Raw genomic sequence first — 23,269 nt, forward strand, 5'->3', positions numbered from 1 at the left:
CCTCTCATTCGCGAGCCGCTTCATTGTGCAAGCCCGGAAATTCATCAAAGCAGTTCGTTGACAAAATGTCGATAAAATGATGACATAAAATCGTCAAGATGAGGAAGAGCTGAATGACGAAGAAGTCGGAGGATAGCTTTGAAGGACGGGAATGGGCCGAAAACGCCCTGCCCGAACATTTGAAGCCGGTCGCGGCCATCGGCCCGATCGTTTCCTCCGCGCATCTCGCCGAAGGCGGCTCTCCCGGCCTCTCCGAAGTCGAATACGGGCTGATCCTCGCATCGCACGCCTTTCACCGCTGGATGATGCGCTGCATGGCCGCCGCCGGCGTGCCCGGTCTTTCTCCCATCGAAATCCTGATCCTGCACACGATCCGCCACCGTGATCGCGGCAAGAAACTCGCCGACATCTGCCTGGTGCTCGACATCGAGGACACCCATGTCGCGACCTACGCCATCCGCAAGCTCGAAGCAGCCGGCCTCGTGACGACGGGCAAGGAAGGCAAGGAAAAGACCATCCTCATCACCGACAAGGGCTCGGACGCCTGCACGCGCTACGCCCAGATCCGGGAACGCCTGCTGGTTTCCTCCACCGCCAAGGCCCGCCCATCGGAAGAGACACTTTCCGAAATCGCCGCCGTCCTGCGTTTCATGTCGGGCGCCTATGAACAGTCCGCGCGCGCCGCGACCACACTTTGAACGAGGATGACCGCGTGACTGCCGAAATGCCTGCGCCCCTGCTCGCCGTCGAGAAGCTGTCCGTTGCCTTTAATGGCAATCCCGTCGTCGAAGACCTGAGTTTCTCCGTCACGCCCGGCCGGACATTGGCGATCGTCGGCGAATCCGGCTCCGGCAAATCGGTGACATCTCTATCGATCATGCGGCTGTCCGACATGATGGGCGGTCAGTTTCCTTCAGGCCGCATCGTCTTTCGCGGCAAGGACGGCGAGATCGACCTGACGCGCGCGCCGCAAAAGACCATGCGCACCATCCGCGGCAAGGAGATCGCCATGATCTTCCAGGAGCCGATGACCTCGCTGAACCCGGTCTTCACCATCGGCGACCAGGTCGCCGAGGTGCTGATGCTGCACGAGAAGATGACGAAGGCAGAAGCGCTTGTCGAGACGCGCCGGCTGCTCGACATGGTTCGCCTTCCAGACAGCGCGGAACTGATCGGCCGTTATCCGCACCAGCTGTCCGGCGGCATGCGCCAGCGCGTCATGATCGCCATGGCGCTCGCCTGCCGGCCCAAGCTTCTGATTGCCGATGAGCCGACCACGGCGCTCGACGTCACCATCCAGGCGCAGATCCTGACGATCATCCGCGACCTGCAGCAGGAACTCGGCATGGCGGTGATCTTCATCACCCATGACATGGGCGTCGTCGCCGAAATGGCCGACGACGTCGTCGTCATGTGGAAAGGCCGCAAGGTCGAGGAAGGCCCGGTCGGCGAGATCTTCAAAGCTCCCAAGCACCCCTATACCCAGACGCTGCTGTCTGCCGTGCCGAAGCTCGGCAGCATGACCGGCGAGGAATTCCCGAAGCGCCTGCCGCTGACCATGATGGTCGACGGCGAGCCGAAGCTGGTCGGCGACGTTCACCTGCAGCGCACCGCCCGCTACGACGCGGCCCCGATCCTGTCGGTGCGCGATCTCGTCACCCGTTTCGACGTGCGCAAGAACCTCTTCGGCAAGGCGACGCACCGCGTGCACGCCATCGAAAACGTCAGCTTCGACATCTTTCCGGGCGAGACGCTGGCGCTCGTCGGCGAAAGCGGCTCGGGCAAATCGACGATCGGCCGCACGATCCAGCAGCTCCAGAACGCCACGTCCGGCGAGATCCTCTTCGGCGGTCGCCCGGTCTCGGCCATGAACTATGCCGAGCGGCAGCGGCTGAAGCAGGAGATCCAGTACATCTTCCAGGATCCCTTCGCCTCGCTCGATCCGCGCAAGACCGTCGGCTTCTCGATCGCCGAGCCGATCCGTACCCATGGCCTGATCCTCGGCGAAAGAGAAATCGAAAAGCGCGTGCACGAACTGCTGGAGCGTGTCGGCCTGACGGCCGCGCACGCCAAGCGCTACCCGCACGAGTTCTCCGGCGGCCAGCGCCAGCGCGTCTGCATCGCCCGTGCGCTTGCGTCCCGCCCCAAGCTGATCATCGCCGACGAGGCGCTGTCGGCGCTCGACGTCTCGATCCAGGCGCAGATCATCAACCTGTTCATGGAGCTGCAGGAACAGGAAGGCCTCGCCTATCTCTTCATCAGCCACGACATGGCGGTGGTCGAGCGCATGAGCCACCGGGTCGCCGTGCTCTATCTCGGCCAGATCATGGAGTTCGGCAGCCGCCAGCAGGTATTCGAAACGCCCGCCCATCCCTATACGCGCCGGCTGCTATCCGCCGTGCCTGTCGCCGAGCCCGGCAAGGGCCGCGAGCGCGCCATGCTGGAAGGGGAAATCCCGAGCCCGATACGGCGCGTCGGCAACGAACCCGCGGTTCTGCCGCGCAAAGAGATCGCCCCTGGCCATTACGTGGCCAAGGGTGCGTGAGCCGCTTTCTCTTCTCAAGAAGGCTGTCGAAACAGGAGTGAGTAAATGATCAACAAAAAGGGGATCCACGCCGCTTTCATCGCAATTGCGATGGCGGGCAGTTTCATGACCGCAGCGCCGGCTTTTGCCGCTGGTACGCTGACCGTGTCATCGCCGCAGGATCCGGGCAGCTGGGACCCGGTCGACACCTTCCTCGTCAACTGGGCGTCGGTTGCCACCAACGTCTATGACGGCCTCACCTATCGTGGCCCGGACCTCAAGCTCGTGCCCGGTCTTGCCACCGCATGGGAAGAGCTCGACGGCGGCAAGCGCCTGCGCTTCACGCTGCGCGAAGGCGTCAAGTTCCACAACGGCGAGCCCTTCAATGCCGAAGCGGTGAAGTTCACCTTCGAGCGCCTGCTCGGCGAAGAAGGTTCCAAGGGCCCGCAGAAGTCCAACTATGCGGTGATCGAAAAGGTCGAGATCGTCGACGAAAAGACCGTGGATCTGGTTCTCAAGACCCCGGATCCGGTGCTGCTCACCAAGCTTGCCGGCTATGGCGCGATGATCGTGCCGCCGAAGTACATCAAGGAAAAGGGCGAGGACTATTTCAACGCCCATCCGGTCGGAACCGGCCCGTTCAAGGTCGTCTCCTATGAGCCGAAGGTCGGCATCAAGCTTGAAGCCTTCGCCGAGCATTGGGGCGGCGCGCCGAAGCTTTCCAACCTCAACTACCGCTTCATCTCGGAGCCGGCGACCGCCGTTGCCGAACTGCAGGCAGGCCGCGTCGATCTCGTCATCCCGCCCACCATTCCGATCGGCATGATCCCGACGATCCAGGACGACAGCAACCTGGAGATCGCTTCAAGCGCCGGTCCGACCGTTTACGCACTGCGCTTCAACACCCGCGACGGCATCACCAAGGATCCGAAGGTCCGCAAGGCGCTGATCCTCGGTGTCGACCGCGACACCATCATCCAGTCGATCCTCGGCGGCCAGGCGGACCCGATTGCCAGCTTCCAGGGCAAGCTCTCCTTCGGCTTCGACCCGGCGATGAAGCCGCTGCCTTACGATCCGGAACAGGCCAAGGCTCTGCTGAAGGAAGCCGGTGTTGCGCCGGGCGCCTCGGTCCAGATCGACGTTCGCGGCAACGATGCGACCTTCAACGAGGTCGTGCAGGCAGTGGCAAGCTACCTGCAGCTGATCGGCATCAACGCCACGATCAAGCCGTACGAGACCAACGTTCTGCTGAACGACATCATCCCGGCCGGAAAGACCGGTGCGATGTTCCAGCAGTCCTGGGGCGGCTGGACGCTCGACTACGACAACACCGCCTACTCGATGTACCACTCGGGCGAAAAGTGGAACCCTTACGACAGCGATCCGGAACTCGACAAGCTGCTTGAATCCCAGCGTTCGATCACCGACCGGGCAAAGCGCGAGGAAATCCTCAAGCAGATCGCCAACTACGCCGCCGACCGTTCGCTCGAGATGCCGCTCTACAACCTCAACGCCATCTTCGGCGTGAGCAAGCGCGTCAAGAACTTCACGCCGGTGCCCGACAGCCGCCTGCGGCTGACGGACGTGACGGTCGAGTAAACAATCCGGTCCGCCGCTCGCATGAGGCGGCGGACCACTTTCTCTAAAGGGCGGGTCACTTGGCCGGATTTCTGATCAAACGTTTTCTGCAGGCGGTCTTCGTCGTGTTCGTCGTGACGCTGACCGTCTCCTATGCCATTCGCTTCACCGGCGATCCGGCCCTGATGCTGGCGCAGGGCGCCGGCAGCGTGACTGAGGCAGACCTCGTGCGCATTCGCGAGGGGCTCGGCCTCAACCAGCCCTTCCTTGCACAGTACTACGACTTCATCACCGGCATGTTCAGGCTCGATTTCGGCCGTTCCTTCATGGGCGGCACCCCGGTCTCGCAGCTGATCGCCTCGGCGCTGCCGGCGACCATGCTGCTGGCCTTCGCCTCGCTGATCGTCTCCATCGCCATTTCCATTCCGCTCGGCATCCGTGCTGCCGTCGCCCGCGGCAAATGGGCCGACCAGACGATCCGCATCCTGTCGCTCGTCGGGCTTTCCTTCCCGAACTTCTGGCTGGCGATCATGCTGGTGCTCTTGTTTTCGATCGTCTTGAAATGGCTGCCGCCGAGCGGCATGGACGGCTTTGCAAGCTTCATCATGCCGGCGCTCACCATGGGCATCATCCTGACGGCGACCAATGTGCGGCTGGTGCGCACCGCGATGCTCGAAACGCTGCAGTCGCAATATATCATGGTCGCCCGCGCCAAGGGCCTCAGCGAAAGCAAGGTGCTCTACAAGCATGCGCTTCGTAACTGCGCGATCCCGCTGATCACCTATTTCGGCCTGCAGTTCGGCGGCCTGCTCGGCGGCATCGTCGTCGTCGAGCTGGTCTTCAACTGGCCGGGCATGGGCACGCTCGCCTTCGACGCGGTCGCCTCGCGCGACTATCCCGTTCTTCAAGCCGTGATCACCGTACTTTCGCTGATGATCGTCGGCGTCAACCTCCTGGTCGACATCGCCTATGGCCTCGTCGATCCGCGCATCCGGACGGAGTGAGCCGATGACGTCCAAGGCCTCCAGCACCCGCTTCGCCCGTTTCCGCAATCTCGAATTCATCCTCGGCGCGCTTCTGACCGGCGGCATCTGCCTCGCCGTTCTCTTCTCCGGCGTGCTCTTTCCGGGTGGCGTCGACAAAATCGACCTGATGGCGCGGCTGACGCCGCCCTTCGTCAACTGGGCGCATCCGCTCGGCACCGACCCACTGGGCCGCGACGTGCTGGCCCGTGTCGTTGCCGGCGGCAAGATCTCGCTGCTCGTCGGCCTGACCTCGGTTGCCGGCGCCGTCGTTCTCGGCGTCGTCATGGGGCTCGTTTCGGGCTACTATCGCGGCTTCTGGGACATGCTCGTCATGCGTTTTGCCGACGTGCAGCTGGCGCTGCCCTTCATCCTGCTGGCGATCACCTTCATCGCCATCGTCGGCGGCGGACTGACCAACACCATCATCCTGCTGATCGTGTCGCAATGGGTGCAATATGCGCGCCTCGTGCGCGGCTCGGTGCTGTCGCTGCGTGAGCGCGAGTTCATCCAGTCGGCCCGCGCCATCGGCGTGCGCGACTACAAGATCCTGTTCCAGCACCTGCTGCCGAACCTGATCGGCCCGGTCATCGTCTTGATGACGCTGAATGTCGCCAACAACATCCTGCTTGAAAGCAGCCTCACTTTCCTCGGCCTCGGCGTCGATCCGCTGATCCCGAGCTGGGGCGGCATGCTCGCCGACGGCCGCACCTATCTCCAGAACGCCTGGTGGGTCAGCGTCTTCCCCGGCCTTGCGATCCTCTTGACCGTTCTCGGCCTCAATCTTCTCGGCGACTGGCTGCGCGACAGCCTCGACCCAACCGGCAGAACCTCGCGATGACCATGATTTTCGAAGGCGCCTTCGAGCGCACGCTCGACACGCTTCTGACCACCTACGGCAAGGAAGCCGCCCGCGGCACCAAGCTCGAGGCCTGGCTGTTCGACGATGCGGCGAGCCGCAAGGCAGCCGAACAGAAGCTCGCAAGCTTCGGCGTCAAGGCCATGCTTCGCAGCGCCTACAAGCCGTTGCTGCACTTCTTCCTCGAAGAAGTCGATCGTGACGCGCTTGCCAGCGTGACCATCGCCTATCCCCAGCATGAAGGCGCGCCGCAGAACCGCTTCCTGCTCGAAGCCTATCCGCTGGCGGCCCTCGTCGGCGATGCCGAGATCCGCTTTGCGGCCGGCAGCACGAAAGCCTTCACCTACGATGTCGCGCTGACCTTCCGCGACGGTCGCCAGCAAAGCCACAGCGTCTTTGCGCCGAACCACATCCACACCGATTTCATCGGCGAGACCCTGCTGTCCCCGACCGGCTGGATCCGGCTCGACGAGGGCTGCGACAAAAACCGCGAATGCCATCTCGAAACCGATTACGAGCGGCTTTTTGCCGGCACCATGCGGGCGATCGCCGACCATGCCTGGGGTGACAGCGAACCCTATTTCGAAGAGCTCAGCATCCGCGCGACCCTGCCGGTCACCGACTTCCGCCTTCCCGTCGGCGAAGAAGTCCTGAGCCTGCGCGAAGCGCTGCACGAGGACTTCTATTTCTCGCTGCTCGAAGTCTTCCAGAAGAAGTCCGGTCGGCCGCTCGGCGACCGCGGGCTGAAACCCGGACAGATCGTCCCAGAAATCGTCTTTGGCGTCGACAAGCCGACGGTCGTTGTCGAGACGAGGCCTCTCCAAGCGACGGACGTGGACGGCGACGCCCAGCCGATCGGAACCGCCGAAGCGCCGTTGTCGGTCGCACAGGTCCATGCCGAGCTCGCCGAAATCGACGGCCAACCCTTCCAGGCGCAATCGCGTGCCGGCCGGCCGGTCAAGGCCCGCTATCGCAAGGGAAGCGATGCCGCCGTGATGATCAGCGGCGGCCAGCATCCCAACGAGACGACCGGCATCGTCGGGGCACTGCGCGCCGCCCAGGCGCTTGCCGCCCGTGCGGGCGCGCACTTTACCATTTCGCCGCTCGAAAACCCCGACGGCTATGCCGTGCACCAGCGGCTTCGCGCCGACAATCCGCTGCACATGCACCATGCAGCCCGCTACACCGCCCTCGGTGACGACCTTGAGTACCGCACGGGGGCGGCGCTCAACGAGCGCGAGATCCGCAAGGAGGCCGAGCGGCTGACCGGTGCACAGCTGCACGTCAACCTGCACGGCTACCCGTCGCATGAGTGGACCCGGCCGCTTTCCGGCTACGTGCCTCGCGGTTTTGCCATGTGGACCCTGCCCAAGGGCTTCTTCCTGATCATGCGTCACCATGCCGAATGGGAGAGCCGCGCCGAGCAATTGATCGAAGCGGTCACGCTCAGGCTTGCGGCGGTCCCGGGCTTGCTCGCCTACAACGACGCCCAGATCGCGCTTTACGAGATCCACGCCGGCGAAACCGGTTTCAGGATCATCAACGGCTTCCCCTGCATGATCTCTGTCGACGATCGCCACACGGCGCCGCTGACGCTGATCACCGAATATCCGGACGAGACGATCTACGGCGACGCTTTTGTCGCCGGTCATGGAGCGCAGATGGAAACGGTGCTGGCCGCTTACGACGCGTTTCAAGACATGATGGCACTTGCCTGACGCCAACCACCTGCAGGCAGCGTAGCAGTTGAGGCCCGTCGACAGACGGGCCTGCGGCGTCACAAGCCGAAGTCGGTGCCAACGCCCCTCGACGAAAGTCGCATCCCAGTCCGCAGAGCTTCGCGCCCGCCCGAAAAAGCTGGGAATAAACGCAACCAATTGTAGAAACTTCCCCTAATCGCCGTTAACGATGGCGACAAAAGCCATATGAGGCAATTGCCTGCGATTGTTGGGTTTATCTCCTGATTCATCACATGGCGCGAAGGGCAAGCATATCGCGGGGGCGAAAACGAGATGAAGCTGCTGAAAAGCGCACAACAATCATTGATTGAAAGCATATCCAACCGTCAGTTCGTCACGCTGGCAAACGGCACCAGCGCACTGAAGGGCCACAAGCATCGCATCGCGATGAATGACAACGACAGCATGATGACTTTGACCGATGGCGACAGCACGTTGCACATCTGCCGTCGAGACCGGCTGTGGCTGTATAAGCGCGGCATTGCAGCGCGTATAAAACAGCTGTCGGAATCCTATCTTCTGCACCGCATCACCGGGCCGCTCGAAGGCGCCTTCATTGACTGCGGCGCCAATGTCGGCGAACTCGGCGCCTTTAGCCGCGCCAAGGGCCTTGAGTACCACGCCTTCGAACCGGAAGGCCTGGAAGCGGATTGCAGCGACCTCAACAACTTCGGCGGCGCGCGCAAAACCAACCGTTTCGGGCTCTGGTCGAGCGACGGCGAGCTGACCTTCTATTCGAAGCCCAATTCGGCAGACGGCTCGCTGTTCGAGACCGAAGCCTATGTCGATCAATTCAAGATCAAGGTGCGCAGCCTCGACAGCTATGCAGCCGAGACCGGCCTCAAGAAGGTCGCCATTCTCAAGATCGAGGCAGAGGGCGCCGAGCCGGAAATACTGGCCGGAGCACATGAAACGCTGAAGCAGACCGCCTATGTCACCGTCGATTGCGGCTTCGAGAAAGGCGTGAAGAAAGAGAGCACGCTGGTCCCGGTGTTCAACATCCTGCTCGAAGCCGGCTTCGAAGCGATCGAGTGGAACCCGCAACGGGTCACGGCCCTGTTCAGAGCCAAGGCACGCTAGGCGGTTCGGTCGGCCACGAGGCACTATTTATCGGGCGACAGCGCGTCTGACGCCGCCCAGGTTCAGGCTTCGCGTTTCAATGCCGTCGATCGTCTCCAGCGCGAGCGTTCCGGCCGTTCGGCCATCTCACCGGGCGCGAAAGCTCGCATTTCCTTGGGGGTTGGGAAGTCTTGCTTCCCAACCCCCATCTGTTTTCGCCTCTAAGCACTCGTTCGATCCGATACGGTAACCTGCGACCGTTCTGCGTTGCGACGTTCCGCCATACCCCGTTAGAACCGAGACAAATGGCGTGACAATGCGCCGCAACGTTGCGGCAATCCTCGTCCACCAGAGGTGGGCAGCACACGCCCGTCAGTTTCGGAGATCCCCAATGCGCCTGCTTCTTGTCGAGGACGAATTGGAAATGGCGTCGGCGCTCAGCGCCGCGCTTGGCCGCTATGACATGATCCTGGATCATGCCCCCTCGCTCGACCACGCCTTGGCCGCCATTGCCAACCACGTGCACGACGGGATTATCCTCGACCGGCAGCTGCCCGACGGGGATGGCCTGTCGCTCATCCCGCGCGTGCGTGCGCTGAAGTCGGGAATTCCGGTGATCGTGCTGACGGCACGCGGCAGCGTCGACGAACGGGTGAAAGGTCTCGACATGGGCGCCGACGACTACCTCGCCAAGCCCTTTGCCGTGGAGGAACTGCTCGCACGGATTCGCGCCCTCATGCGGCGCGCGCCTGACATCGCGCCGATGACGGCGCGCATCGGCAATCTTGTCTTCGATTTTGACAGCAGGCAGGCACGAGTCAACGATCGTATTCTCGATCTTCCCCGCCGCGAGTTGCTCGTTCTGGAGACACTGGCACGCAGACAGGGCCGAACGGTACAGCGCTCGACGCTGGAGGAATCCGTCTATGGCTACGACGACGAAATCCAGTCCAACTCGCTCGACGCCCATGTTTCGAGGCTTCGTCGCAAGCTCCTCGAAACCGGCGCCGACGTCGAGATCCACAGCATCCGTGGCGTCGGCTACCTGTTGCGGTTAATCCCATGACCTCAAACCCGACCAACTCCCTGAAGAAGCGGCTGATCTGGCAGATCCTCACCTTTCAGGTGCTGTTGCTGATGGCCGTGATCGCCGGCTTCATGGCCCTGCTCACGCGCGCCGATCTTGGCGGAAAGTTCATGGATGCCGACGCGGCCTCGGTTGCAGTCGGCTCCATCAAGCCGATACCGGGCCAAGGCCTGACGTTGGTCGAGACAGCCCAGCTGCGTGCCATGCGGGCCGAGTCTCCGGACTTCTGGTTCATCGCGCGAAACGAGCGCGGCGACGTCATCCGCACCGGACCTGTGCCGGACGCCTATCGCAGCATTGGCGAGCACCTGGACCGGATTGCCTTTGGCGACATCCGTGACAGCGTCGCGCCCTACACCCTCTCGTCGATCGTCCGCTCCATCACCACCGATACCGGCACCTACACCGTGCTGACGGGAGGCGGCCGCCTGTGGAGCGCTTCCTTCGCAGTGTTCCTCCTGGCGAACCTGCTGCTGCTGCCAATCGTGCTGATCGTCGTCCTGATCCCCGCCTTTGCCATCCCGATCATTGTCAGGCGTGCGTTTGCCGGTCTTGCGGATGTGGTTGACCAGGCCAGGAAGATCGATGTCGACCGGCGGGGTGCGCGTCTGCCCGAGCATCAGATTCCGGGCGAGGTCCGCCCGCTGGTCGAGGCGTTCAACGGCGCCCTGCAGCGGCTCGACGACGGCTATGAACGCCGCCAGAGGTTCATCCTCGATGCTGCGCACGAACTCAGAACGCCGGTTGCGATCCTGCAGACACGGCTAGAGGGCCTTGACGCGGGACCACTTAGAAGCCGCCTGCTGATCGATTCCAACCGCATCGCCGGCCTTGCCGAACAATTGCTGGATCTCGAACGCATCGATCGCGACGGCGCCGATTTCGCAAGGCTCGACCTCGTGTCGCTCTGCCGCGATGTGGCGGCGGACCTCGCGCCGCTTGCGCTTGGGGCTGGCTGCGAGCTCTCCTTCTGTTCTGTAAGCGAACGCGTCCTTGCGCGCGGCGATGCCGGCGCTCTGGAGCGGGCTATTACGAACCTGGTGCGCAACGCCATCGAACACGCGGGCGGTCAGATTACCATCTCGGTCGAGCGTGGCGGCGTGATCGAGGTCACGGACGAAGGACCGGGCGTACCGGAGCGCGAGCGCGAACGCATCTTCGAACCGTTCCATCGGCTGCACCCGCGCGACCACGGTGCGGGTCTCGGCCTCCATCTGGTGAGCGAAATCATCGGCCGGCACAAGGGACACATTTCCGTCGTCGACGGACCATCCGGCGGCGCGTGCTTCCGCATCAGCCTGCCTGTCGATTGATACGGACGCGGGTCAGTTAACAAATAATTAACACAAAAATCAGTGATTTAGCTAAATTTGCGCAATGTTGGTGCAATCGGTGCGGCCGACAAAGGGCCCCATCTTCCTGCACCGCGCCCGCACGCCCCCATGCGAGGCGCGAATAGCGGAAGAAAGCGCCACGATCGGCGCGGATCCAATCACGGAGCACATTCATGCGGCACTCCATCAAGCGTTCCATCTGCCTCAGCCTCTCCCTCCTCCCGTTCGTCTTCGCCCAGCATGCGCTGGCAGCGGACTTTTCCGCCCCCACCTATCAAGACCCGCCAGCCTTCAGCTGGAGTGGCGCCTATGTCGGTGCCCATGGCGGCATCGGCTTCACCGGCACGCCCAACCCATTCGCCGATCGCAACGGAGTCGCACTTGGCGTCCAGGCGGGCTACAACATGCAGGCCGGTCCCGGCATCGTCGGCGCCGAAATCGAAGGCTCCTACCTCGGCGACACCGAGCACAAGGTCAACGGCGGCAAGCTGAAGGAAAAATGGCGCGCAGCGGTCAAGGCAAAGGCCGGCCTCACCTTCGACCAGACGCTCGTCTACGGCACGGCCGGCTATGCCATGACCAGCTACAAGAAGGGCGGCGGCGTTCAGAACGATGTCGGCTTCAAGGGCGGCTACCTTGTCGGTGCCGGCGTGGAACAGGCCTTTGCCGGCGGTCTCTCGGCCAAACTCGAATACAACTACATCATGACGCCGGATGTCCGCACCAGCACCATCGCGGGTTCCAGCGAAAAGGACATCAACAGCCACGTCATCAAGGCCGGCATCAACATGCGCTTCTAAGCCTGGCCGTCGGTTCGCCGCAGCGCTGCCTGCGCCCCCGGGCAAGCTGCGACCGACCGACGTCCGAGCTTTCGACCGCTGGCCAAGCCGTGCATGCGCGGGGCCCGGCCAGCGGTCGATCGCGGTCTTCGCCGATCAGCAATCAGGCGGCGGCATCCCTTTCCACCGGTTCTGCCTTGGCCAGCCGGCGCCAGATGGGTGCCAGCGCGGCAGCAATGTCGCCGTGGAGCGCGAAACGCCTGTCGTAATGCGCCCGCAACGCCGGGTTGGGACGGTAATGCCGCTCGGTGCGGACCATCGCGGCCGCACCGGCCGAAAGGTCGGCAAACAGCCCGATCCCGACGCCTGCGGTGATCGCGGCCCCAAGCGCGCCGGTCTCGCGCGACCGGGCGACCGTGACCGGCACGTCAAGCACGTCGGCGAAGATCTGCGGCCAGATCAGGCTGCGCGATCCGCCGCCCGACAGCACCGCCTCGCTAAAGCGCGCACCGGCGGCACGCAGCGTCGCGATGTGCTGGCGATGGCCGAAGGCGACGCCTTCGAGCACGGCGCGCACCAGATGCCCCTTCGTGTGCCAGCCGGCGACACCGTAGAAGCCCGCCCGGGCATGACCGTCCTGCTGAGCCCCGTAGAGATAGGGGTGATAGAGCGGATCGTCCGCGCCGGGCTCGATCTCTGCCGCCAGCTGGCAGCAGAGGTCGAAGGGCGAGCGACCGTCCTTTCCATCGTGCGGAAACAGTTCCCGCACCAGCCATTCGAGATTGGCGGCGGAGGTGGCGCTCGCCTCGATCGCCATGTAGCGCGTGCGATCGAAGGTCGAGGACATGAAGATCGGCCGCGAGAGATCGGGCCGATCGACGATCACCTGGTTGATGCTCCAGGTGCCGGCGATGATCGAGGCCGCTCCTGTCCTTGTCACCCCCGAGCCGATTGCCGAGGCGACAACGTCGAAGAGGCCGCCGACAACGGGGGTGCCGGCCGAAAGGCCCGTCTCCGACGCCGCCGTCGCGCTGACCCTGCCGACGATCGCATCGCTCTCAAAGAGATCCGGCAGCAGATCCATGCTGTCGCCAAGGCCGTAGGCGGCCATCAGCGCCTGGTCGTAGCGCCGTCCCGCCACGTCGAGCAAGCCGGCGCCGCTCATGTCGGAGACATCGCTGACGCGGGCGCCGGTCAGGCGATTGACGACAAAATCCTTGCAGAGGAACACCGTGCCGATTTTCGCGAAGAGATCCGGCCGGAAACGCTTCAGCCAGGCGAGCAACGTCGGCGTTTGCGACGCCCAGGGGCTTTGTCCGGCGATCGGATAGGTCCGCGCGCCGACGCCCTCCCCCCGCCATTCATCGACGATGCCCGCGGCGCGGGTGTCGAGCGACTGGATGGCGATGAGCGGTTCGCCATTGCGGTCGAGCGCATAAAGGCCGTTGCCGTGTCCGGCGCAGCCGATCGCGACGATCTCGTCCGCCCGGATACCGGCACGCTCGATTGCGGTGCGGATGACCACCTGTGCCTGGCTCCAGAGCTCGCCGAGCCCGCGCTCGACATGGCCGGGCGCCGGCATATGGCTGTGTCCCTCTTCCGCGGCGAACGCGACCTCGTTGCCCTCTCGGTCGAACAGCACCGCCTTGATCACGGTGTTGCCGGCGTCGATCCCGAGCAGATACTCTCCCATGCGCGAACCCCTCCCAAGGTTCTGATCCTTTCGGTCGAGGCGCCGCCACTCTCCTTAGCGACGGCGTGCTCCAACCCAACACATGACGCATCGCGCCTTAAGGCACGACACGTCCCAGTCATTCTCAACCGCGCTGGTAAAGCGCGTAGGCTTCCTCGCCGCTGGCATCCTCATGGATGATCGCCATCAGGCCGCTAACGACGGCGCTCGGATTGGCGTGCTGGTAGATGTTCCGTCCATAGACCATGCCCATTGCGCCCTGGCGCATCAAGGCCGCCGATTTGTCAAAGACGTTGCGCAGGTCTTCCTTGCCGCCGCCGCGCACCAGAACCGGGCAGCGCGCCGCCTCGACGACCCTGTGGAAATCCTCCGCATTGGTTGTTGGGTCCGCCTTGACGATATCGGCACCCATCTCGCGCGCAAGGCGGGTCAGCGTCACGATCTTCTCGGCATCCCCATCGACCATGTAGCCGCCATGCTCGGTGACCGGCTGCATGACCAGCGGCTCGATCATCAACGGCATGCCGTATTTGTCGCAATCGGCCCGGACGCGCGAAATGTTGGCGACGCATTGCCGGAAGAGATCGGGCTCATCCGGCAGCATGAACAGGTTGACGACGACGCAGGCCGCGTCCATCGCCAAGGCGCCGATCAGCGGCTCGGCCTCGTTCTGCAGCACAGCCCACATGTGCCGGTGGCGAATGCGGTTGTAAGGATTGCCCATGTCGAGCCGCATGACCAGCGCCGGCTTGTCCTTGCCCGGAACCTCCTGCAGCAGATCGGCTTGGCCGAAATTCATCTGGATCGCGTCAGGGCTGGCGGCAACCAGCGCCTTGACCACCGCCGACATGTCTTCGAGGCCATTGAGGAACGATGGTTCGTTGCAGACGCCATGGTCGATCGCGACATCGAGGCAACGTCCACCACCGAAGAGACGGTTCATCCGGACCTTGCTGTTGTTTCGCATAATGCACTCCTTTGTTCGTTCCGTGCGGAAAGGGTTTCCTCGTCGACGCCGTGGCGCGCGGCGAGGAGGGTGAGAAAGCGTTCACGCTCGTGTGCGGCGCGGGCCGGCGGCCAGTGTTTTTCATGCGCCAGCAAAGCGAGAGCAGCGTCGGTCATGTCGAGCGAGAGCTCGCCCGATATCGCCAGCGTCGTGCGGCGCAGGAGCAGATCGTCGAGGTGCTCGACGGCCTCGTTGCGGATCAGGAACTGCAGCTCGCGCGCCGAGTAACCGGGATGCGGAAGAACATGGTCGCTGCCCACGGCAATGAAGTCGGCAATCAGCGTCGAGTCCGTTCCGTAGCGCGCAAGAAGCGTGCGCATCCGCTCCTTGGAAAGACCGGTCGCCAGCGCGACATCGTGGATCCAGGCCTCGCGATCGGAAGGGAAATGCCGGCCGCCGCCAATTGCGCGGTCGCCGGTAGCCACTCGGCGCTGGCGTTCCAGGCGTTCCAGCGCGAGATCGGCCGCCAGTTCGCCGAAGGATCGGAACGTCGTCCACTTGCCGCCGATCATGCACAGCACCGGCGGGCCGTTGTCGCCCGTCTCGACAAAGGTGCAGAAATGGTCGCGCGGGATGCGTCCCGTAAAACTGTCTTCGCTTGCCGGCAGCGGCCGCACGCCCGAAAACTGGAAGACCACCTCTTCCGGCCGGATCTTGATGTCAGGCAGGACGAAAGCGAGAGACTGGAGGATGTAGTCGCGCTCGTCCGGCTCGCAGCGGACCGTTTCCGGGTCATCGACGCGGATGTCGGTCGAGCCCACCAGCACCTTGCCGAGATAGGGAAAGAGGATGCAGATGCGGCCATCCTCGTTCTCGTAATAGATCATGTGCCCGTCGAGCGCTTCCATGAGCTCGGGATTGTCGATGATGAGGTGCGATCCCTTGGTGCCGCCCATCAGCGGCGCCGGCCTCGATGCCTTCGAGAACAGTGCGCCGTTGGCGATGTCGATCCAGCCGCCGGTGGCGTTGATGATCAACGCCGGTTCGATGGCGGCGACAGTGCCGGTCACGCCGTCCTTGAGTTCGTAGCGCCCCGGCGCCGTCAACGTCAGTTCCGCATGGTTGACCGCGCGGGCATGGGATCCAGCGGCAAGCCCATCCTTCAGAAGCTCGATGCCGAGACGTTCGGGCTGGCTGACCCAGGCGTCGTAGTAAGTGGCCGAACTTTTGATCTGCGGGTTGAGCGCCGGCCAACGCGACAGCGTGGCGCGCCGCCCGCGGAACGCGTGCTTCGGCATGAGCGCGCGCTTCCGCGTCAGGAAGTCATAAATGCCGAGGCCCATCTTGACCGCGACCGCACCGCGGCGGCTCGGGCGCCGCGTCAGGCCGAGGAAGCGCACCGCACCGTTGGCGAGCCCCGAGAAGATGTCGAAGATCGGCACGGTCGTCGGCAACGGCGCAACGTAATGCGGCGCGTTCTTCAGCAACCGGTCACGCTCCACCAGCGATTCCCGAACAAGGCTGAACTCGCCGTTTTCGAGATAACGCAAGCCGCCATGAACCATGCGCGACAGCGCCGCACTCGCGCCCGAACAGTAGTCGTGCTTCTCGACGAGCAGCACGTTCACCCCCTGCAGCGCCAGTTCGCGAAAGACGCTGAGGCCATTGATGCCGCCGCCAAGGACGCACACGTCTACCTTCGGGCTCTCGGCGAGCCCGTTGAAAATCTCTTCACGGTTCATGATGCCAGCCCGTTACCTGTCCATGTTCGCCAGCTTCGCGGCGACCGCCGCGTCGATTGTCGAAAGGTCGTCCTGATCGAGCCGGATCGTTCCGGCCCGGGCATTGTCGAGCGCCTGCGCCGGATTGCGGGCACCGCAAAGCGCAAAGGTCACACCCTCCTGGGCAAGCGTCCAGGCAATCACGATCTGGGCAATCGTCGCGCCATGTTTATCTGCGATTGGCCGGATCGTCTTTGCAAACGCCGCGACCTTCTCGCGATTGCCGACCGAAAAGCGCGGATTGTCACGCCGCTGGTCGTCGCCGGAAAACACCCGCTCTGGTCCGATGCCACCCGAGAGAAGCCCCAGCGCCAGCGACGAATAGCTGAGCGTCGCCACATTGTTGCGCCTCGTCAGCGGCAACAGCTCCGCCTCGATCTCGCGATCAATCATGCTGAAGCGTTCCTGGATTGCATCGAGCCCTCCGATCGCGATGTACTGCTCCAGTTCGCTTCGGCCGACATTGCTGGCGCCGATCGCCCTGATCTTGCCCGCCTGGCGCAGCTCTTCGAGTGCTGCAACCGTTTCCTCGATCGGCGTCGTCGGGTCCTGCCAGTGGGTGATATAGAGGTCGATATAGTCGGTGCCGAGCCGCTTCAGGCTCTGCTCCACCTCGTGACGGATCGCGTCGCGGCCGAGATAGCGATGCACAGGCTTGCCGTCCTGGTCGAAGAAGTGCCGGCCCTTGTCGGTGTGCCAGACGAGCCCACATTTGGTGGCAATGACCGCCTTGTCGCGCCGGCCGACCAATGCCTTGCCGACGATCTCCTCCGAGCGGCCGAGGCCATACGCCGGCGCCGTGTCGATCAGCGTCACACCGGCGTCGAGCGAAGCCTGAATCGCAGCGATCGATTCCCGTTCGTCGGTGCCGCCCCACATCCAGCCACCGATCGCCCAGGTGCCGAGCCCGACGGCCGAAGCCTTCACGCCCGAACGGCCGATCTCCCGCATCAATTGATCCCCACTCATGCCAGAAGTCCCTTTTCACTAGCCATTGCGAGCACCCGCTCGCCGGTCGCTTCGTCCGTCACCAGTGTGTCGAGATGCCGCCCACGCATGACGCTGAGGATCGGTCCTGCCTTGTTCGGCCCACTCGCCACGCCGATCTTCATCGGGATCGAGGCAAACTCCTGAAGCGTCAGCGAAACCAGCGAACGATTGAGGCTGTAGTCGCAGACCTGGCCCTTGTCATCGAGCAGGTGGGCCAAGAGTTCGCAGCTTGCGCCGGATCGTTCGATCGCCGCCCGGTCGGTGCTCGAGGACGGATGCAGGTCGTAGTAACTCGAATCGTCCGACAGGATTGAGCCGATGCCGACCACCGCGACCTTCGCCTCACGCGCCCTGCCGAAAACATCGGCGACCGAGCGCATGTTGATCAGCATCGCGCGCTCGGCGGCGCTGTCGGCAAAGAGCGGCGCGTGGATCTGGAAGGAGCGACCGCCGAGCCGGTCGGCCATCAGCGTCGAGACGTGGTTGACGTCGGTATAGTGCTTGCCCTGGACGCAGCCGGTCGCCGGGATCACCTCGACATCGAAGCGGCGCGGCGCCTGGAGCCCCGCGACGACGGCGCTGACGCCCTTGCCGCCGGTGATGCAGATGGTGTCGCCGTCGCCGATCTCTTCAAGCAGCAGCCTTGCTGCCGCCTCGCCGACCGCCTGAAGCGCGGTCTGCTGGTTGTCAGAAACCGTCGGCACGACGATCGCCCGGCGGATGCCGCCGATCGCAAGCAGCTGCTCTTCCATGTCGACCAGCGGTTCGATCGGCGACTTGATCTTGATTTCGACGAGGCCGAGCTGGCGGCCGCGCTTGATCAGCCGGTTGACGGTCGGCTGCGAGATGCCGAGCCGGTCGGCGATCTGCGACTGGGTCAGCCCTTCGAGGAAGTGCAGGACCAGCGCCTGGTGCATCTGCCTGGCGACGACAAGTTCCTCGCGGGCATTCGAAACCGGGGAGAGTGTGGGTTTGGCAATCGGCATGGTCAGACGGCCTTCCGCTTGTGCAGCAAGTGGTCGATGGAAACGGCAGCCAGGAGAATGCAGCCTTTGATCATGTCCTGCCAATAGACGGACACGTCGAGAAGGATCAAAGAGCTGGTGACGACCGAAAGCAGGGCCATGCCGAGAATGGCGCCGAGGATCGTGCCGGAGCCGCCGTTGAGCGAGGCGCCGCCGATGACGGCCGCGGCGATGATGTTGAGTTCCATGCCGACACCGAAGGTCGGCGTCGCCGCCCCGAAGCGCGACATATAGATGACGCCGGCGACACCCGCGAGCGTCGAGCAGAGCACCGTCACCCAGAACTTCACCTGCTTGGTCTTGATGCCCGAGTAGAGCGCCGCCTTCTCGTTGCTGCCCGTATAGAACACCTTGCGGAAGGCGGTGGCACGACGCAGCAGGAAGTCGAACAGGATCACGACGGCGACGAAGATCAGGATGACATAAGGGACACCATGGAACGTGCCCTGCCCCACCGCCTTGAATGAGGCAGGCAGCGTGAAGAGCGACAGCGGCGTACCCTTGGTGATGACGAGGCAGAGGCCGCGCACGATGACCATCGCCGCCAGCGACGTGATGAAATGGTTGAGGCCGACCACGGTCACGAAGAAGCCCATGATCATGCCGATCATGCTGCTGGCGAGAATTCCGACCAGCGAGGCCGTCCAGGGATCGACGCCGGCCAAAAACAGCGAACCGGCGAGCACCATGGCGAAGCAGACGACAGAACCGACGGCGAGGTCGATACCGCCGACGATCAACAGGATCGTCATGCCGACAACGACGATGCCTTCAACCGAAAAGCTCATCAGCATGGCGCGCATGTTGCCGAAGGTGAGAAAATGCGGCGAGGCAAAGCTCATGATGATGCCAAGTGCCAGGATGATCGCGATCAGCCCTGCCTCGCGCATCGTGCCGATGCGTTTCCAGGCCGGCGCCTGCCTCTCGGTTGCAACCATCGTATCCACTGCCATTTCCGCCTCCCCGGCTCTTTCCGTTCTTTCAGGCGACATGTGTTGTCCTGCCCGTTGCGATCCGATCCGTCTGCGTCACGCCGGACGCCAGACGGATCACCGCCTCCTCGCTCATGTCACTATCGTTAAGTTCGCCGGCGATCGCGCCCTCGCGCACCACCAGAACCCGGTCGCAGAGCCCGAGCAGTTCCGGCAGTTCCGATGAGATGACGACGATGCCGATGCCGGTCTCCGCAAGCTCGCGCAGCAGCCTGTGGATCTCGGATTTCGCGCCGACATCGATGCCCCGCGTTGGTTCGTCCATCAGGATCACCTGCGGGCGGACGGCCAGTTGCTTGGCGATTGCCACTTTCTGCTGGTTGCCGCCCGAAAGCGACGACACCGGCATGTCGATGCCGCCCATGCGCACGCCGAGGCGGCGCACGAAATCGCGGGCAAGATCGGCTTCGGCCCTCGCGTTCAACAATCCAAGCGGACCGGTCAGCGTCTTCAGATCGAGCACGGATATGTTCTGGGCGATCGACAGCTCGGTGAAGACGCCGGAGCCCTTGCGGTCTTCCGACAGGTAGACGATGCCGGCGTTGACCGCGTCGCGGTAGTTGGCGATGCGCTGGACTTTTCCGCGCAACGCGACCTCGCCTTTCGACCTGGCTCTGAGGCCACAGATCGCCTCGGCAATCTCGGTGCGGCCCGAACCGATCAGGCCACCGATGCCGAGGATTTCGCCGCGCTTCAGGTCGAAGGACACATTGTCGATGCGATCGCCATCGCCAAGCTGCCGCACGGAAAGAATGGTCTCGTCCGAGCGCGCGTTCGGCGCCTGTTTCGGCGGATAGAGCTGGCTGATTTCGCGGCCGACCATGCGACGCACGACATCGTCGGGCGTCACGTCGGCGATATTTTCCGTCACCACATGGCGGCCGTCGCGAAACACCGTGACGCGGTCGCAGAGTGAGAAAATCTCGGCCATGCGGTGGCTGATATAGATGATCGAAATACCCGCGGCCTTGAGGTCACGGATGATGCCGAACAGCGCCTGGGCTTCGGCCTCCGTCAGTGCCGCGGTCGGCTCGTCGAGGATCAACACGCGGCAATCGAGCGTCAGCGCCTTTGCGATCTCGACAAGCTGCTGGCTGGAAATGCCGAGGTCGGCGACCTTGCGGCGAACATCGATCAGTGCAAGCCGGTTCATCACGAGCTGGGCCTCACGCTCCAGCGCGCCGTAGTTCATCAGCGGCGAGCGGCGGCGGTTGGTGGCAGCCATGAACATGTTCTCCGCCACCGTCGCATCCGGGCAGAGGGCTATTTCCTGGTGGACGAGGCCGATGCCGAGCGTCTGGGCGATCGCCGGCGAGCCGATTTTGACCGGCGCGCCGTCGACCAGCACGTCACCGTCGTTCGGCTGCAACACGCCGGCAATGATGTTCATCAGCGTGGACTTGCCTGCGCCATTCTCGCCGCAGAGCGCGTGGATTTCTCCCCGCTCCAGCTGAAAATTCACCTCCGTCAACGCCTTCACCGCACCGAAATGCTTGGTGACGCGCCGGACCTCCAGAACCGGTTGTGCTGCCATGCCGTCCTCCACCCGCATCACTGGCTGCCCGACGCACGCCGGGCAGCCAAGTCGTATCCTTACTCGTCGATACCCTTGGTACCACGACGCTTCAGGTACTTGTCCCAGTAGAAGTCATCGGCATTTTCGGCGGTGACGATGGAAAGGCCGTTGTCGACGACGGGGATGCTCATCGGGTTGAAGCCCGAGCGCTTGGCGTCGTTCATCGGGTCGATCAGTTCCGGGTGTTTCGCGAGCCAGAGCAACATGAAGCCCATGTAGCCCTGCATACCCTGGTTCGGGTTGATCGAACCGAAGACTTCGCCGGCCTTGATCATGTCGAGAATGTTGGCGTTGACGTCGGCGCACATGACCAGCACCTTGCCGCCGCTTTCCTTGCTGGCCTGGGCAGCACCGATTGCCGAGTTCGCTTCCGGCATGAACACGGCGCCGAGGTTCGGATTGGCCTGGATGAGGCTCATCAGTCCCTGATAGGCCTTGTTCGGATCCTGGTTGGAGGCGGCGCGGCCGACAAGTTTCATCTCGGGCCACTTTTCCCCCATGCGGGCGACGAAGGCGGCGATGCGCTTGTCGTGGTTGTCCTGACCGGGGTTTTCGAGGACCGCATACTCGCCCTTGCCACCCATCTTCTCGGCAATCGCGTCGGCGGCATAGGTGCCTTCGCGGGTGTTGTCCGAGGTGATGAAGGAGACGCGCTTCGACAACGGCGAGTCCGCTGCGAAGGTGACGACCGCCGTGCCCTGATCGATCGCCCGGTTGATCGGTTCGATGAACGGATCGGAGTTCATCGGATGCACCAGAATGCCGGCCGGGTTCTGGGCGAGCGCCTGGTCGAAGGTGGCGATCTGCTTGTTGACGTCGTATTCCGGCGTGCCGGTATATTCGGTCTCGCAGCCGAGCTGCTGGCCGGCCTGCTTGAACATCTCATAGACCGGGAACCAGTATTCGACGCCCGAGACCATGACGTTCATGACGTATTTTTCGCCGGGCTGGCAGCGAAACGGGTTCGCCGTCTCTGCACTCGCCGAAGTGGCCCAAAGCGAACTTGCCAAAGCCGATGATGCAATGACCGCCAGAGCGGTCGTGCTGAAAAATTTGCGCACGCTTCCTCCTCGAGGCCGAAGCCCCTCCCAAAAACCGATAGGGTCGCTTCCTGCGACCGCTGAATGTATGAGTTCGCCGGAACTCCTCCTCGACTTCCGACAGTCACGATTAAAGCGGCGGACTCGGTGAGTGTCAATATAATTCACGCGATGAATAATAATTCATTCCCGAAGTGGAAAACCGGCGCCGCTTCCTTCAATCTGCTGTCATGGGGATCGGCTAGAGGGCGGCGATGGCTACCCTTCAACAGATCGCCTTTCATGCCGGCTGCTCGCTGGCGACTGTCTCGCGCGTGCTCACCGGCGAAGGGCCGGTCAGCGACGAGATGGTGCGCCGCGTACGCCGGGCGGCCGCCGAACTTGGTTATCGGCCGCCTCCGGCTGCAGGGCGCACCGCCAGCCGCAGCCAGCCGATCGTCGGCGTGCTGGTGCCGAGCGTCACAAACCCGGTTTTTGCCGCCTCGCTCGCCGGCATCCAGCACCGACTGCAGGCGGCCAACCACGGCGTGCTGATCGCCCAATCCAATTACGACCCGGCACTGGAAGCCCGCGCCGTGCGCTCGCTGCTCGAACAGCGCCCGACCGGCCTGATCCTGACGCTCTGCGATGCCCGCACCAGCGAGGCGCTGTCGGCGGCATTGCCGCCGACGGTGCTTCTCAACAACCGGCCCGTCGCCCGTTTCGCCGCCGCGGTTACCGTCGACAATTATCGTGCCGGCTTCGAACTGACCCGGCATATCCTGGCGCATGGGCACCGCCGCATTGTCGTCGTCTCTGGCCACTTTCACTCGTCCGACCGGGCGCGCCTGCGCTACGAAGGATATTGCGTGGCGATGCGGGAAGCCGGCGTCGCGCCGCTGGAAGCCGTCGAGATCCCCTTCGTCGACGGCTATGAGAACCTAGACCTCAGCGTCGTCATCGCCCACCATCGCCCAACGGCAATCATCGCCTCCAATGACCTTCTCGCTCTCGGCGTCATCGCGGCCTTGCGTCGCGAGGGACTGTCGGTGCCGGCCGACGTCTCGGTCGCCGGCTTCGACGGCATTGCGCTCGGGCGGCTGATGAGCCCGACGCTCACGACGATCGCGATGCCCGACGGCGACATGGGGCTCGCCGCAGCAGCGCTGCTGCTCGACATGGCCGAGAATGCCTCGCGCTGCCGCCATCTCACCCTCGACGGCCGGCTCTATCCCGGCGGGACCGTTCGGCATCTCTAGCCTCGAA

Annotated in this window: 19 protein-coding genes; 11 read left to right on the forward strand and 8 right to left on the reverse strand. The window is 63.6% G+C overall.

What is annotated here, in order from left to right:
- Window positions 1–113: 113 nt before the first annotated feature.
- From VGO04_RS13970 to VGO04_RS14015, 10 genes are all read left to right on the forward strand, one after another.
- The gene (locus tag VGO04_RS13970) at window positions 114–698 is read left to right on the forward strand and encodes a winged helix DNA-binding protein (protein WP_327496556.1); all 585 of its coding nucleotides are present in this window, start codon (window positions 114–116) and stop codon (window positions 696–698) included.
- A gap of 26 nt (window positions 699–724) precedes the next feature.
- A complete protein-coding gene (locus VGO04_RS13975; RefSeq protein ID WP_327496647.1) occupies window positions 725–2,545 on the forward strand; it encodes an ABC transporter ATP-binding protein in 1,821 nt (606 codons plus the stop codon).
- Window positions 2,546–2,635: 90 nt separating this feature from the next.
- A complete protein-coding gene (locus VGO04_RS13980; RefSeq protein WP_414650543.1) occupies window positions 2,636–4,123 on the forward strand; it encodes an ABC transporter substrate-binding protein in 1,488 nt (495 codons plus the stop codon).
- A 59-nt stretch (window positions 4,124–4,182) separates the two neighbouring features.
- Window positions 4,183–5,106: an ABC transporter permease gene (locus VGO04_RS13985; RefSeq protein WP_327496558.1), complete on the forward strand. Its 924-nt coding sequence runs from the start codon at window positions 4,183–4,185 to the stop codon at window positions 5,104–5,106.
- Between the two features lie 4 nt (window positions 5,107–5,110).
- Window positions 5,111–5,965: an ABC transporter permease gene (locus tag VGO04_RS13990; protein WP_327496559.1), complete on the forward strand. Its 855-nt coding sequence runs from the start codon at window positions 5,111–5,113 to the stop codon at window positions 5,963–5,965.
- Entirely contained in the window at window positions 5,962–7,701 is a 1,740-nt protein-coding gene (locus VGO04_RS13995; RefSeq protein ID WP_327496560.1) for a peptidase M14, read from the forward strand. Before VGO04_RS13990 ends, VGO04_RS13995 begins: the two co-directional genes overlap by 4 nt.
- Window positions 7,702–7,995: 294 nt before the next feature.
- Window positions 7,996–8,802: an FkbM family methyltransferase gene (locus tag VGO04_RS14000; protein WP_327496561.1), complete on the forward strand. Its 807-nt coding sequence runs from the start codon at window positions 7,996–7,998 to the stop codon at window positions 8,800–8,802.
- 370 nt (window positions 8,803–9,172) lie between these two features.
- Window positions 9,173–9,847 carry a response regulator transcription factor gene (locus tag VGO04_RS14005; RefSeq protein WP_327496562.1) on the forward strand — a complete coding sequence of 225 codons (675 nt, stop codon included), beginning with the start codon at window positions 9,173–9,175 and terminating at the stop codon, window positions 9,845–9,847.
- Window positions 9,844–11,181 carry a HAMP domain-containing sensor histidine kinase gene (locus tag VGO04_RS14010; protein ID WP_327496563.1) on the forward strand — a complete coding sequence of 446 codons (1,338 nt, stop codon included), beginning with the start codon at window positions 9,844–9,846 and terminating at the stop codon, window positions 11,179–11,181. The genes VGO04_RS14005 and VGO04_RS14010 overlap by 4 nt, the downstream gene beginning before the upstream one ends.
- Before the next feature lie 194 nt (window positions 11,182–11,375).
- Window positions 11,376–12,002, forward strand: coding sequence for an outer membrane protein (locus VGO04_RS14015; RefSeq protein ID WP_327496564.1), 627 nt, complete (start codon window positions 11,376–11,378; stop codon window positions 12,000–12,002).
- A gap of 142 nt (window positions 12,003–12,144) precedes the next feature.
- Here the strand turns inward: VGO04_RS14015 and VGO04_RS14020 are convergent, their stop codons facing one another.
- From VGO04_RS14020 to VGO04_RS14055, 8 genes are all read right to left on the reverse strand, one after another.
- Window positions 12,145–13,674: an FGGY-family carbohydrate kinase gene (locus VGO04_RS14020; RefSeq protein WP_327496565.1), complete on the reverse strand. Its 1,530-nt coding sequence runs from the start codon at window positions 13,672–13,674 to the stop codon at window positions 12,145–12,147.
- A gap of 124 nt (window positions 13,675–13,798) precedes the next feature.
- Window positions 13,799–14,641 (reverse strand): class I fructose-bisphosphate aldolase, encoded by an 843-nt coding sequence (locus VGO04_RS14025; protein ID WP_327496566.1) that lies wholly within the window; start codon window positions 14,639–14,641, stop codon window positions 13,799–13,801.
- On the reverse strand, window positions 14,614–16,362 hold the full coding sequence (locus tag VGO04_RS14030; protein WP_327496567.1) for a glycerol-3-phosphate dehydrogenase/oxidase: 1,749 nt from the start codon (window positions 16,360–16,362) through the stop codon (window positions 14,614–14,616). Before VGO04_RS14030 ends, VGO04_RS14025 begins: the two co-directional genes overlap by 28 nt.
- Window positions 16,363–16,374: 12 nt before the next feature.
- On the reverse strand, window positions 16,375–17,370 hold the full coding sequence (locus tag VGO04_RS14035) for an aldo/keto reductase (protein ID WP_327496568.1): 996 nt from the start codon (window positions 17,368–17,370) through the stop codon (window positions 16,375–16,377).
- Window positions 17,367–18,377, reverse strand: a complete 1,011-nt coding sequence (locus tag VGO04_RS14040) for a sugar-binding transcriptional regulator (protein WP_327496569.1) — start codon at window positions 18,375–18,377, stop codon at window positions 17,367–17,369. The genes VGO04_RS14035 and VGO04_RS14040 overlap by 4 nt, the downstream gene beginning before the upstream one ends.
- A 2-nt stretch (window positions 18,378–18,379) precedes the next feature.
- Window positions 18,380–19,369, reverse strand: coding sequence for an ABC transporter permease (locus VGO04_RS14045; RefSeq protein ID WP_327496570.1), 990 nt, complete (start codon window positions 19,367–19,369; stop codon window positions 18,380–18,382).
- A 28-nt stretch (window positions 19,370–19,397) separates the two neighbouring features.
- Window positions 19,398–20,942, reverse strand: a complete 1,545-nt coding sequence (locus tag VGO04_RS14050; protein ID WP_327496571.1) for a sugar ABC transporter ATP-binding protein — start codon at window positions 20,940–20,942, stop codon at window positions 19,398–19,400.
- A 59-nt stretch (window positions 20,943–21,001) separates the two neighbouring features.
- Window positions 21,002–22,045, reverse strand: coding sequence for a substrate-binding domain-containing protein (locus VGO04_RS14055; RefSeq protein ID WP_327496572.1), 1,044 nt, complete (start codon window positions 22,043–22,045; stop codon window positions 21,002–21,004).
- A gap of 233 nt (window positions 22,046–22,278) precedes the next feature.
- Between VGO04_RS14055 and VGO04_RS14060 the strand changes: the two genes are divergently transcribed.
- Window positions 22,279–23,262, forward strand: coding sequence for a substrate-binding domain-containing protein (locus VGO04_RS14060; protein WP_327496573.1), 984 nt, complete (start codon window positions 22,279–22,281; stop codon window positions 23,260–23,262).
- The last annotated feature ends 7 nt before the right edge of the window (window positions 23,263–23,269 follow it).

This window comes from Ensifer sp. (genome assembly GCF_035999185.1).
Taxonomy (GTDB): Bacteria; Pseudomonadota; Alphaproteobacteria; order Rhizobiales; family Rhizobiaceae; genus Ensifer.

Coding starts and splice junctions, on each gene's coding strand:
- VGO04_RS13970 (WP_327496556.1), top strand. CDS start 114: ATGACGAAGAAGTCGGAGGATAGCTTTGAAGGACGGGAATGGGCCGAA.
- VGO04_RS13975 (WP_327496647.1), top strand. CDS start 725: ATGCCTGCGCCCCTGCTCGCCGTCGAGAAGCTGTCCGTTGCCTTTAAT.
- VGO04_RS13980 (WP_414650543.1), top strand. CDS start 2,636: ATGGCGGGCAGTTTCATGACCGCAGCGCCGGCTTTTGCCGCTGGTACG.
- VGO04_RS13990 (WP_327496559.1), top strand. CDS start 5,111: ATGACGTCCAAGGCCTCCAGCACCCGCTTCGCCCGTTTCCGCAATCTC.
- VGO04_RS13995 (WP_327496560.1), top strand. CDS start 5,962: ATGACCATGATTTTCGAAGGCGCCTTCGAGCGCACGCTCGACACGCTT.
- VGO04_RS14000 (WP_327496561.1), top strand. CDS start 7,996: ATGAAGCTGCTGAAAAGCGCACAACAATCATTGATTGAAAGCATATCC.
- VGO04_RS14005 (WP_327496562.1), top strand. CDS start 9,173: ATGCGCCTGCTTCTTGTCGAGGACGAATTGGAAATGGCGTCGGCGCTC.
- VGO04_RS14010 (WP_327496563.1), top strand. CDS start 9,844: ATGACCTCAAACCCGACCAACTCCCTGAAGAAGCGGCTGATCTGGCAG.
- VGO04_RS14015 (WP_327496564.1), top strand. CDS start 11,376: ATGCGGCACTCCATCAAGCGTTCCATCTGCCTCAGCCTCTCCCTCCTC.
- VGO04_RS14020 (WP_327496565.1), bottom strand. CDS start 13,674: ATGGGAGAGTATCTGCTCGGGATCGACGCCGGCAACACCGTGATCAAG.
- VGO04_RS14025 (WP_327496566.1), bottom strand. CDS start 14,641: ATGCGAAACAACAGCAAGGTCCGGATGAACCGTCTCTTCGGTGGTGGA.
- VGO04_RS14030 (WP_327496567.1), bottom strand. CDS start 16,362: ATGAACCGTGAAGAGATTTTCAACGGGCTCGCCGAGAGCCCGAAGGTA.
- VGO04_RS14035 (WP_327496568.1), bottom strand. CDS start 17,370: ATGAGTGGGGATCAATTGATGCGGGAGATCGGCCGTTCGGGCGTGAAG.
- VGO04_RS14040 (WP_327496569.1), bottom strand. CDS start 18,377: ATGCCGATTGCCAAACCCACACTCTCCCCGGTTTCGAATGCCCGCGAG.
- VGO04_RS14045 (WP_327496570.1), bottom strand. CDS start 19,369: ATGGCAGTGGATACGATGGTTGCAACCGAGAGGCAGGCGCCGGCCTGG.
- VGO04_RS14050 (WP_327496571.1), bottom strand. CDS start 20,942: ATGGCAGCACAACCGGTTCTGGAGGTCCGGCGCGTCACCAAGCATTTC.
- VGO04_RS14060 (WP_327496573.1), top strand. CDS start 22,279: ATGGCTACCCTTCAACAGATCGCCTTTCATGCCGGCTGCTCGCTGGCG.